A 10,111-nucleotide genomic window follows, 5' to 3' on the forward strand; every position below is an offset into this window, starting at 1 on the left:
GGGCGTTGACGAGTCGGATGGTGCCGGTGTCGTCGACGATGACCATGGCGTCGGGTGCCGCCTCCAGCAGCCCCCGGAACCTTTCTTCGGCGGCCTTCGGGCCGATATGGACCGTACTGCCGCAGGTGCATGTCTCCCGCAGGTCCGCATCGACGGCACGCGGTGGCAGCGGTTCGGCCACGTCGCTCATTTCCATCCCCGCCCCCAGGGCTCGATTCACCGGAATCGGGCCATCCCAGCGCATGCCGGACGGCCCCGGCGGGGCATGTCGGTTAGTGGCCCGACAACGGCCGAACCTGTCCGGTGCCGCCGCCCGCTGACCGCTGCCGGACCGTGTCCGCCCGCCCTGGGGGCGGCAAGGGGCCGTCACGGGACCGTCCCGGAGGCGGCGAGGGGGGATCCGGCCAGGGCGGGGCATCCGGGTTTCGGGCCGCCGGGCCGCTCACGCTCCGGCGGCAGAGGTGAGCGGATTGTCGTCCCGGCGGGCCGGAGTGCAGGTCGAAGCCCCCTCGCGGCCCCTGCCGGGCGCCATCAGGGCCGACCGGCCCAAGCAAAACCCGAGCGGATCGGACAAGCTGGACAGGAGGGCGATGTCCGCACCCGTATACGCCTGTGTGCGGGAGTGCCCCGGTCTGTCGGACTGCCGGAGTCCGCATCCTGCCGGATGCGCGGCCCCACGGCTTCCACGCGTCCCGGCCCCGCCGGTCCGAGGACGGGAAGGGAGGAACGCCATGAAGGGCTTTGTCTTCCACGGCACCGGCCGGGCCTCCTGGGAGGAGGTACCGGACCCCGGCATCGAGGAGCCCACCGACGCGATCGTCCGGGTCGACACCGTCACCATCTGCGGGACGGACCTGCACATCCTCAAGGGCGACGTACCCGAGACCCGCCCCGGCACCGTGCTCGGGCACGAGGCGGTCGGCGAGGTCGTCGAGACCGCCGCCGATGTGCACTCCGTACGGCCCGGCGACCGCGTCCTGGTCTCCTGCATCACCGCGTGCGGACGGTGCGGCTACTGCTGGGAGCGCACCTACGGCCAGTGCCGCGGCGGCGGGGGCTGGATCCTCGGCCGCCTGATCGACGGCACCCAGGCCGAGTACGTGCGGGTCCCCTTCGCGGACCTGTCCCTCCACCCGCTGCCGGGCACTCTGGACGCCAAGGACGCCGTACTCCTCGCGGACATCTTTCCCACCGCCTACGAGGTCGGCGTGCTCAACGGACATGTACGCCCCGGAGACACCGTCGCCGTCGTAGGCGCCGGGCCCATCGGGCTCGCGGCGATCGCCACGGCCCGGCTGTTCGCCCCCGAACGCATCATCGCCGTCGACCTGGCCGCGACCCGGCTGGACGCCGCGAAGCACCTCGGCGCCGACGCCCTCGCCGACGCGTCCCAGGACCCCGGGCAACTGGTCGCGGACCTCACCGACGGGCTCGGCGCCGACGTGGTCATCGAGGCGGTCGGGGTGCCGGAGAGCTTCGAGCTGTGCACCCGGATGGTGCGCCCCGGCGGCCATGTGGCCAACATCGGCGTCCACGGCAGGCCCGTCACCCTCCATCTGGAAGACCTCTGGAGCAAGGACATCACCCTCACCACCGGCCTGGTCGACACCTACTCCACGCCCACCCTGCTGCGGATGGCGGCCGCCGGCCGGCTGCCCACCTCGTCCCTGGTCACGCACACCTTCCCGCTGGACCACATGGAAGAGGCCTACGACGTCTTCGGCCGGGGCGCCGACACCGGCGCGCTCAAGGTGGTACTCGGCGGCCAGCAGCACGAAGTCGTCCCCGTCCGGGCGGCGTGAGCAGAAGGAGTGACCGGTCATGGCCGTACAGGGATCGTCGAACACGGCGGAGGAAGGCCATCCCGCGGGCGCTCTGGGCCGCAGACTCGCCCTGCGGCGGGAAGAACTCGGTCTGTCCCGCTGCGAGGCCGCCGCCCGGGCCGGCATGGCGCCCAGCTACCTCCAGTACCTGGAGGAGCAGCCCACCGCCGCCCCGGGCGTGAGCACCCTGCTCAGACTGGCCGGAGCACTGGAGACCACGGTGCTGGAGCTGACCGGCGGCGATGTCGAGCTGCCGCCCGGGCTGGGCCAGGCGGCAGGGCACCCCAGGTTCTCCGAGATCACCGTCCGGGAGTGCCGCGACCTGCTCTCCTCGCACGGTGTGGGACGCCTGGCGGTGCCGACCGCCTCGGGCCCGGAGATCGTCCCCGTGAACTACACCGTGATCGACGGCGCGGTGGTCTTCAGGACCGCCCCGGGCACCGTGCCGTCCCAGGCGTCCGGCACTCAGGTGGCCTTCGAGGTCGACCGCATCGACGCCTCGTTCAGCCAGGGCTGGAGCGTCCTGGTGCGCGGTCACGCCGGTACGGTGACCGACCCGGACTCCGTACGGCGGCTGGAGGAGGCGGCGTACAGCGAGCCGTGGGCGGGCGGGCAGCGGGACCTGTGGATCCGGATCGACACCTTCAGCATCACCGGGCGTCGCATCACCGTATGACCCCAGCTCCTCCGGAGGACACCATGCACGGCACCCCCCGCCTCGTGGGCGACGTGATGACCCGCACGGTCGTCGCGCTCGGGCGCACGGCGACGTTCAAGGACATCGTCAAGGCCATGCGGCAGTGGAAGGTCAGTGCCCTGCCCGTGGTGGAGGAGGAGAACCGGGTCGTGGGCGTGGTCTCGGAGGCGGACCTGCTGCGCAAGGAGGAGTACCGCGACGGCGACCACGACCGCCGGGCCCGGCTGGAGCGGCTGTCCGACCTGGTCAAGGCCGGTGCGGTGACCGCCGAGGAGCTGATGACCGCCCCGGCCGTCACCGTCGGCGCCGGTGCGACCCTCGGGCAGGCCGCCCGGACCATGGCCCGGTCCGGGGTCAAGCGGCTGCCCGTGGTCAGCGACGACGGCGCGCTGCTCGGCATCGTCAGCCGTTCGGACCTGCTGAAGGTGTTCCTGAGGGACGACGAGGACATCGCCGAGGAGGTCCGCGACGAGATCGTGGCCCATCTCTTCCCGGCCCCGCCCGAACCGGCCTCACCGGAACCGGCCTCACCCGAACCGGCCTCACCGGAACCGGCCTCACCCGAACCGGCCCCGCCGGAATCGGCTCCACCCGAGCCGGCATCACCGGCATCGGCCCCACCGAAGCGCCGCGGTCCGGAATCGCGCGAGCCGGTCCGCGTGGAGGTGCACGACGGAGTCGTCAGACTCACCGGTCGTATCCCGGACACCTCACTGGTGCCCGTGGTGACCCGCCTGGTACGGGGCGTCGAGGGCGTGGTGGACGTGGAATGCGCACTCGCGGGCCCGCCCCGCCGTCCGGACCTCGACCCCGACCTGCCCGCGGACGACGCGGCACACGGCATGAGGGGCGCCGGAAGCCTTTCCTGACCGCTCCCGTCACTCCGCGCCGGTCAGATGGCAGTCCACATCGACCACACCCTCCACCGCCCGGGCCAGCCGCACCGCCACCGGGATCAGGGGGGTGTCCTGGACCTTCCCGGTGAGAGTGATGACCCCCTCGGTCACCATCACATGGATGGGCTCCACCGGGGCCGGGAACAGGATGTCCACGATGTCGCGCCGCACCTCGTCGGCGATGTCGTTGTCGGGCCGCAGGAACACCTTCAGCAGGTCCGCCCGGCTGACCACGCCCTCCAGCAGCCCCCCCCTCGTCGACGACGGGAAGCCGGGTGAAACCGCGCTGCGCCATGATCCGCGCGGCCCGGGCGAGGCTGCTCCCGGCGTGCACGGTGACCGCGGGCGCGGACATCAACTCGCCCGCCGTGACCGGGCCGGCCCCGGCAGCGGCCGCCTCCGCCGGTCCGGCTCCGACCGGAACGGACCGCCGGTGCGCCCGGGCGTACCGGCCGGGACCTCTCTCCTGGTCGGCCTTCCCGGCCAGCAGATCGGCCTCGGAGACGACACCCACGACCCGGTGCTCCTCCACCACCGGCAGGGCGCTCACCTTCCACCGTTCCATCAGCCCGACGACCTCCTGGAACGGGGCGTCCGGGGCCACGGCGACGACGGCGCGGGTCATGACGTCGCCCACCTGGTGCGGGCTCTCGGCCATGGCATCCTCCTCAGCGCTCTCCGCTGCCGTACGGGGCGTACAGGTCGAGCAGCCGGGTGCGGGCCGCGTGCAGCCGGTGGGCCAGTACGCGGCCGACCCAGGTGGCGATCGCCCGGCCGAACTCGGAGTCCGCGTCGCACATCGCCCGTACCGTCACGGCGTCGAACTCCCAGGCCCGCACCGGAGTCGTCGCCTCGGCGCCCAACTGCCACACATGGGGGGTGAAGTGCCAGGACCAGCCGATCAGTTCACCGTGGCCGAGCGACTCGATGACGGCGGCCCGGCGCCCGGGCACATGCAGATCGAGCGCCACGGTGCCCGTCCGCACGATCCAGAACCGGTCCGCGTGCCGGCCCTCCTCGAACAGCCGGGTGCCCTCGGGGAACGAGACCTGTTCGGCGATCTGCATCAGCCGCTCGCGGTGCACGAGCGGCAGGGCCGCGGTCATGGTGGTGGCAGAGGTCATCGCTCCGAGTCCTTTCGTTGCGGTCGCCGGGGGCCGGTCGGCGGAGCCTTCGCACGGCCGGGGGGCCTCCTCCCGCGCTCGGCGGCGGACCGTGGGAATCCTGTCTTCAGCGTCGCCGTGCACCGCGTGCCGCGCCACGGGCCGCCCGGTCCCGGCAGGGGGTCGTTCGGCCCCGGCACGGGACCGAACGATCCCCGGGGACGCTCCCGCGGTCAGGACAGGGATGTGCACTCCTCCCGGAGCGCACGCCCGCGCCCGGCCCCGGGCCCGCCCACGGCTCCCGGGGTCGTCCGGCGGCCCGACCGGCACGCCATGACGAGGCGGGAAGGGCCCCATCCGCTTCTCGCGGATCCTGATTGCGTGGTGCGCGGCCGCCGGCCGCTGCTCCGCGTCGTTCCCGGGTCCTTCCCGTCCCCTTCAGGACACCACGCGAGCGGCGGAACCGCCAGGTCTGGGGGCCGGGGCCACAGATCCCCGAAGAAGACCCGCCCGGACCCTCTGCCGAACCGCTCCGCGGTGCGATGGTGAAAGGAGACGCTCCGCGCTGCGCACCGCCGCAGCCGTGCGGAAGGCGGTGGGAAGGATGGATCTGCCCCTGGTCGTGGGCGTCGACGGATCGGAGCCCAGCCTCGCCGCGGTCGACTGGGCCGTCGACGAGGCGCACCGGCACGGGCTGCCGCTCCGGCTGGTCTACGCCTCCCTGTGGGAACGCTACGAGGGCGGGTCGCCGTCGGACGACCCCGAACACCGGGCGGAGGAGGCCCGGGTGGGCGATGTCGCCGAGTCGGCGGCCGAACGCGCCCGCCGCCGCCGTCCCGCGGTGCGGGTCACCACGGACGTCCTGCCCGAGGACGCGGTGTCCGCGCTGCTGCACGAGGGGCAGAGCGCGGCGACCCTGATCACCGGCTCCCGCGGGCGGGGCGGCCTGCGGGGACTGCTCCTCGGCTCGGTCGGCCTGGCCGTGGCCGCGCGGGCCCACTGCCCCGTGATCGTCGTCCGCGGCGACCAGGCGGCGCTGAGCGGCGCGCACGAGCGGATCCTGCTGGGGGCGGGGGACCCGGCGTCCACGGCCGAGGCGGTGCGGTTCGCCTTCCGCGAGGCCGAGGCGCGCGACTGCGTCCTCGATGTCGTACGGTCCTGGCGCCGCCCCACGCACGAGACCATCGACCATCTCGCGCCCGCCGGAGTGCCGGTACGCCTGCACGAGCAGCGGGCGTCCCTGCTGCTCGACGCCCTCCTGCGGGAGCCCGCGGCCGCCCACCCGGCGGTCCGGGTGCGCCCGGCGACCGCCGAGGGACCGGCCCGTACGGTGCTGCTGAAGCGGTCGGCGGCCGCCGACCTGGTGATCATCGGTGCACGGCGGAGAAGGGGCCACTTCGGCCTGCAACTCGGCCGCGTGGGCCACACCCTGCTGCACCACGCGGACTGCCCGGTCGCCATCGTCCCCCAGCAGGAGTGAGCCCCCGCGCCCCGGCCACCGCCGTCACCCTCACTCGAACCGCGAGGTGTCGCCCGCCCCCTTGCGTACGATCTCCGGCACACCTTCCGAGAAGTCGATCACCGTCGTCGGTTCCGTACCGCAGTCGCCGGAGTCGACCACGGCGTCCACGACATGGTCGAGCCGCTCCTTGATCTCCCAGCCCTGCGTCATGGGCTCCTCCTCGCCCGGCAGCAGCAGCGTGCTGGAGAGGATCGGCTCGCCCAACTCGGCCACCAGCGCCTGCGCCACCACATGGTCGGGAATCCGGACACCGACCGTCTTCTTCTTCGGATGCAGCAGCTTGCGCGGGACCTCACGGGTCGCGGGCAGGATGAAGGTGTAACTGCCCGGCGTCGAGGCCTTGATCGCGCGGAACACGTCCTTGTCGACCTGTACGAACTGGCCCAGCTGCGCGAAGTCCTGGCACACCAGGGTGAAGTGATGGCGGTCGTCGAGTTGGCGGATGGTGCGGATGCGGTCGATGCCGTCGCGGCTCCCCAGCCGGCACCCCAGCGCGAAGCAGGAGTCCGTCGGATACACCACGAGCCCGTCCTCACGGATGGAGTCGGCGACCTGGCCGATCGTGCGCGCCTGCGGATTGTCTGGATGAACGTCGTAGTACCTTGCCACCCGCCGAGTCTCGATCACACACCCCCACCCTGTCCACGCAGAGCCCGTGCCGGACCCCCGCACGGCTCATCCGGGTGCTCGTGCCCTCACGCGTGCCGAGCAGGTTCCGCGGCCGCCCAGGCCGCCTCGATCATCTGGAAGATCTCGTCCAGTGCGGCTTCCGGGTCGGCCGCCTCGCGGGCCAGGGCGTAGGCGTCGATCACGAACCTCGCGAGCGTCCGGGCCGCCGTCGCGGTCTGCGGCAGTCCGGGATCACCGGCGATGGCCGCTGCCAGCGTCTCCGCGTGACGCAGCCTCATGGACTCCTCGTACTTCCGCAGCGCGGGTGATGCGTCGATCATGCGCCAGACCGGGGCCGCGCCGTCCCCTGTGCAATGCCGCACCAGGGCCCGGATCTCGTGCTGGAGCGCGGGGACGAGCGGCTCGTGCGGCGCCCGTCCGGTGACCGCCCGGGTGAGGCGGTGTTCGAAGTCCTCGTCCTGCTCGAACACCAGGGCCTCTTTGGAGGCGAAGTGGGAGAAGAGCGTGGTGACGGCCACGTCGGCCTCCGTGGCCACTTCACGGATACCCACCGCGTCGTACCCGCGTTCCAGGAAGAGCCGCAGGGCGGTGTCGGCGATCTTCTGGCGGGTCGCGGCCTTTTTGCGTTCACGGCGTCCGGGCGGCACGGTCATGCCCTCACGCTATCAGATGCGGAGACGTAGCTGTTACAAAACACTAACCGGTAGTGCTACGGTCCACCGCATGAAGAAAGTGAGCTTCGCCGAGTTCGGCGGTCCGGAGGTCCTGCGTCTCATCGATGCCGAGGAGCCCCACGCTGGCCCCGGCCAGTTACGCATCGCCGTACGGGCGGCGGGTGTGAACCCGGTGGACTGGAGGGTCCGTGAAGGCCAGGTCCTCAAAGCCCACCCCATCGAGTTGCCTGCGGGAGTCGGGCTGGACGCCGCGGGGGTGGTGGACGAGGTCGGCGAGGGCGTCGAAGGGGTCGAGGCCGGTGACCATGTCTTCGGTGAAGGCTCCAGTACCTACGCCGAGTTCGCCGTGCTGTCGGCCTGGGCCCGTATACCCGAGGGGCTGACGTTCGAAGAGGCCGCCGGATACCCCTCCGTGGTGGAGACCGCGCTGCGCATCCTCCATGAGGTGGAGGTCCGGCCCGGACAGACGCTTCTGGTCAGCGGTGCGTCCGGGGGAGTCGGTTCGGCGGTGCTCCAGATCGCCCGCGACCGCGGCATCACCGTGATCGGCACGGCCGGGGCCGCGAACCAGGGCTATCTGCGGAGCCTGGGTGCCCTCGCCACGACCTACGGCGAGGGCTGGGTCGAGCGGGTACGGCGGCTCGGCCGTGTCGACGCGGCCCTCGATCTGGCCGGCTCGGGCGTCATCCGTGAACTCGTCGAGCTGACCGGGGCGCCGGAGAGGGTCGTCTCCATCGCCGATCTCGATGCGCCGGAACTCGGTGTCCGGTTCTCCGGCGTGGCCGGGAGCGTGCCGGACGCGCTCACCGAGGCCGTCGGCCTCATCTCGCGGGGAAGGCTCCGCATCCCGGTCGAGAAGACGTACACCCTCGCCGAGGCCGCGGCGGCCCACATCGACAGCCGGGCCGGTCATACGCGCGGACGCCGGGTGCTGGTCCTCTGACCCGTTTCCTGCACGGCGGCGCCGAAAGGCGCTGTGCCACCGTGCAGGGAACGGCCCGGCCGCTAGGCGGGGATCAGGACCGGCCTCGGCAGGGCGTCGGACTCCTCGCGGTTCCTGGCCGTGGCCACCGCGGCCAGGGGCAGCATCCGGGGGAGCGGGCGGGTCTCGCGCAGGCTCGGCGAGGGGCCCACCGGGACGAGGGGGGATCGTTCACCGGAACGGGCGCGCTGGGAGAACCAGACGATCTTGCCGCCGGTCGGGGTGGAGCAGTAGCCCCAGCCGCTGCTGAGCGCGGCGATCTGGGTCAGGCAGCCGCTTGGCTCGCAGTGCGGCCGGATGTCCCTTTCGGGGTCCTGGACCGCGGCGATGAGGTGCTGACCGTTCCACCACATCTCGATCGTGGTGTTCTTGTCCGCCGCGTGCCGGTCGATGGTGCGCAGCAGCGCATCCATGCACTGGCCGACGGGCTCGACGAGTATCTCGAGGTCCCAGTGCCGGAGGTGGGCGGCCAGAATCCGCCGGACCTGCCCGATGCGCTCCGGGCTGAGCTCCACGTCGAGGTGGTAGTAGCAGGGTGCTGCGGTCTTCATTGTCGTTGGCTCCTCACCGGTGAAGCTTTCGCTCCTTCTCGGCCCGGAGGCCGAGCCCCGATTACGAAGCGTGAGTACTCATCGCTTCTGAGTAAGTACCAGAGTGCGAGCGCTACTCCATTCGTGCAACACGAAGCTCACGCGTCACCCTGGTCAAAGGTTGAACAGGACGCTTCGTGTTGCACCGTGCACCATGGGTGAAGGTCTCGATCGCCGTGACGGATCACCCCCGCTCCGTGCACGGCTGTCGCGCACCCTCCGGACGGCACGCCTGTGCACCCTCCGGAACCCGTGCTCAGCGCTGAGAGTGGAGGTGACCGTGCCATGCTTCAGCCGGCCAGAGCCGAGGTCGCCAGACACCTCGAGCAGTACCGGGCCTGGGAGCGTCTGATGCTCGCGTCCCCCGACAACAGCGCGGTCCGCGGCAGCTTCGAAAGCACGGGCTACACCCTGTGCGTGCTGATGGGGAAGCGCTGTGCGCGCGAGGCCGTGGACGCCGCCGAGCTGTATCTGAGCCGCCGTCGGCGGACTCCCGGCCGGAGCCGTGCGCAGCAGTGAGACGACGACCCGGAGCCCGCGCTCACCGAGGCTCGAGAACGGCGGAGGAGGCGAAGTCCATGGCACCCGAGACCAGACCGCGGGACCCGAACACCCCGGCCACCGGTGGAGTGAAGCCCGTGACCGGGCGCATCCCGGTCCTGGACGTCCGGCCCGCCGTCGACGGCGGGCGGCACCCGGCCAAGGCCGTGGAGGGCGAGACCTTCCAGGTCACCGCCACCGTCTTCGCCGAGGGGCAGGGCGCGATCGGCGCCAATGTCGTCCTCACCGACCCGGAGGGCCGCCCCGGCCCCTGGACACCCATGCACGAACTGGAACCGGGGTCCGACCGCTGGGGCGCCGAGGTCACACCTACGTCGGTCGGGCGCTGGACCTACGCCGTGGAGGCGTGGAGCGATCCCGTCACCACCTGGCGCCGCCACGCCCGGATCAAGGTTCCGTCCCGTATCGACACCGGACTGGTCCTGGAGGAGGGCGCCGACCTGTACGAGCGGGCGGCCGCCGGAGTGCCGGAGGGACCGCTGCGGGAGAAGGTCCTGTCGGCGGTCCGCGCCCTGCGGGACGAGTCGAGGCCCCCGGTCGCCCGGTTGGCGGGGGCGTTGGCGCCGGGTGTGGTGGGGGTGTTGGGGCGGTTTCCGTTGCGGGAGTTGGTGTCGTCGTCGGGTGGGCTGGGGT

At 72.2% G+C, this 10,111-nt stretch carries 12 protein-coding genes and 1 pseudogene; 7 read left to right on the top strand and 6 right to left on the bottom strand.

Annotation, left to right across the window (positions count from 1 at the left end):
* Positions 1 to 190 (bottom strand): PAS domain-containing protein (locus tag ACIHAA_RS06075; RefSeq protein ID WP_399813639.1); only part of this gene is annotated, 190 nt, incomplete at its 3' end.
* Positions 191 to 731: 541 nt separating this feature from the next.
* On the opposite strand from ACIHAA_RS06075, the gene ACIHAA_RS06080 reads away from it, so the two are divergent.
* The 3 genes from ACIHAA_RS06080 to ACIHAA_RS06090 are packed head-to-tail and all read left to right on the top strand — an operon-like array spanning position 732 to position 3,389.
* Positions 732 to 1,802 carry a zinc-dependent alcohol dehydrogenase family protein gene (locus tag ACIHAA_RS06080; RefSeq protein WP_399813640.1) on the top strand — a complete coding sequence of 357 codons (1,071 nt, stop codon included), beginning with the start codon at positions 732 to 734 and terminating at the stop codon, positions 1,800 to 1,802.
* Between the two features lie 19 nt (positions 1,803 to 1,821).
* A complete protein-coding gene (locus tag ACIHAA_RS06085; protein WP_399813642.1) occupies positions 1,822 to 2,499 on the top strand; it encodes a helix-turn-helix domain-containing protein in 678 nt (225 codons plus the stop codon).
* Positions 2,500 to 2,522: 23 nt separating this feature from the next.
* A complete protein-coding gene (locus ACIHAA_RS06090) occupies positions 2,523 to 3,389 on the top strand; it encodes a CBS domain-containing protein (RefSeq protein ID WP_399813746.1) in 867 nt (288 codons plus the stop codon).
* A gap of 9 nt (positions 3,390 to 3,398) precedes the next feature.
* Here the strand turns inward: ACIHAA_RS06090 and ACIHAA_RS06095 are convergent.
* Both ACIHAA_RS06095 and ACIHAA_RS06100 read right to left on the bottom strand, forming a co-directional pair.
* A pseudogene (locus ACIHAA_RS06095) lies at positions 3,399 to 4,074 on the bottom strand (CBS domain-containing protein).
* A 10-nt stretch (positions 4,075 to 4,084) separates the two neighbouring features.
* Positions 4,085 to 4,540, bottom strand: coding sequence for a Crp/Fnr family transcriptional regulator (locus tag ACIHAA_RS06100; protein WP_399813644.1), 456 nt, complete (start codon positions 4,538 to 4,540; stop codon positions 4,085 to 4,087).
* Between the two features lie 583 nt (positions 4,541 to 5,123).
* On the opposite strand from ACIHAA_RS06100, the gene ACIHAA_RS06105 reads away from it, so the two are divergent.
* Positions 5,124 to 5,999, top strand: a complete 876-nt coding sequence (locus tag ACIHAA_RS06105) for a universal stress protein (RefSeq protein ID WP_399813645.1) — start codon at positions 5,124 to 5,126, stop codon at positions 5,997 to 5,999.
* Positions 6,000 to 6,029: 30 nt separating this feature from the next.
* Here ACIHAA_RS06105 and ACIHAA_RS06110 read toward each other — a convergent pair whose 3' ends face one another.
* Both ACIHAA_RS06110 and ACIHAA_RS06115 read right to left on the bottom strand, forming a co-directional pair.
* Complete coding sequence (locus tag ACIHAA_RS06110) at positions 6,030 to 6,650, bottom strand: L-threonylcarbamoyladenylate synthase (RefSeq protein WP_399813646.1); 621 nt, start codon at positions 6,648 to 6,650, stop codon at positions 6,030 to 6,032.
* An 86-nt stretch (positions 6,651 to 6,736) separates the two neighbouring features.
* The gene (locus tag ACIHAA_RS06115; RefSeq protein ID WP_399813648.1) at positions 6,737 to 7,324 is read right to left on the bottom strand and encodes a TetR/AcrR family transcriptional regulator; all 588 of its coding nucleotides are present in this window, start codon (positions 7,322 to 7,324) and stop codon (positions 6,737 to 6,739) included.
* A 70-nt stretch (positions 7,325 to 7,394) separates the two neighbouring features.
* Here ACIHAA_RS06115 and ACIHAA_RS06120 point away from each other — a divergent pair, with 70 nt between their 5' ends.
* Positions 7,395 to 8,288 carry an NADP-dependent oxidoreductase gene (locus tag ACIHAA_RS06120; RefSeq protein ID WP_399813650.1) on the top strand — a complete coding sequence of 298 codons (894 nt, stop codon included), beginning with the start codon at positions 7,395 to 7,397 and terminating at the stop codon, positions 8,286 to 8,288.
* Positions 8,289 to 8,350: 62 nt separating this feature from the next.
* Here ACIHAA_RS06120 and ACIHAA_RS06125 read toward each other — a convergent pair whose 3' ends face one another.
* On the bottom strand, positions 8,351 to 8,878 hold the full coding sequence (locus ACIHAA_RS06125; RefSeq protein ID WP_399813651.1) for a pep a2: 528 nt from the start codon (positions 8,876 to 8,878) through the stop codon (positions 8,351 to 8,353).
* Positions 8,879 to 9,202: 324 nt separating this feature from the next.
* Between ACIHAA_RS06125 and ACIHAA_RS06130 the strand changes: the two genes are divergently transcribed.
* Both ACIHAA_RS06130 and ACIHAA_RS06135 read left to right on the top strand, forming a co-directional pair.
* Positions 9,203 to 9,436, top strand: a complete 234-nt coding sequence (locus ACIHAA_RS06130; RefSeq protein WP_399813653.1) for a DUF5133 domain-containing protein — start codon at positions 9,203 to 9,205, stop codon at positions 9,434 to 9,436.
* Positions 9,437 to 9,495: 59 nt separating this feature from the next.
* Positions 9,496 to 10,111, top strand: a 616-nt coding sequence (locus ACIHAA_RS06135; RefSeq protein WP_399813654.1) for a maltotransferase domain-containing protein, incomplete at its 3' end; no start/stop codon positions are given.

It is taken from the genome of Streptomyces sp. NPDC052040 (genome assembly GCF_044548405.1).
GTDB lineage: Bacteria > Actinomycetota > Actinomycetes > Streptomycetales > Streptomycetaceae > Streptomyces.

Bases quoted from the DNA above. Each gene is read 5' to 3' on its own strand.
- ACIHAA_RS06080 (WP_399813640.1), top strand. From the start codon at position 732: ATGAAGGGCTTTGTCTTCCACGGCACCGGCCGGGCCTCCTGGGAGGAG.
- ACIHAA_RS06085 (WP_399813642.1), top strand. From the start codon at position 1,822: ATGGCCGTACAGGGATCGTCGAACACGGCGGAGGAAGGCCATCCCGCG.
- ACIHAA_RS06090 (WP_399813746.1), top strand. From the start codon at position 2,523: ATGCACGGCACCCCCCGCCTCGTGGGCGACGTGATGACCCGCACGGTC.
- ACIHAA_RS06100 (WP_399813644.1), bottom strand. From the start codon at position 4,540: ATGACCTCTGCCACCACCATGACCGCGGCCCTGCCGCTCGTGCACCGC.
- ACIHAA_RS06105 (WP_399813645.1), top strand. From the start codon at position 5,124: ATGGATCTGCCCCTGGTCGTGGGCGTCGACGGATCGGAGCCCAGCCTC.
- ACIHAA_RS06115 (WP_399813648.1), bottom strand. From the start codon at position 7,324: ATGACCGTGCCGCCCGGACGCCGTGAACGCAAAAAGGCCGCGACCCGC.
- ACIHAA_RS06120 (WP_399813650.1), top strand. From the start codon at position 7,395: ATGAAGAAAGTGAGCTTCGCCGAGTTCGGCGGTCCGGAGGTCCTGCGT.
- ACIHAA_RS06125 (WP_399813651.1), bottom strand. From the start codon at position 8,878: ATGAAGACCGCAGCACCCTGCTACTACCACCTCGACGTGGAGCTCAGC.
- ACIHAA_RS06130 (WP_399813653.1), top strand. From the start codon at position 9,203: ATGCTTCAGCCGGCCAGAGCCGAGGTCGCCAGACACCTCGAGCAGTAC.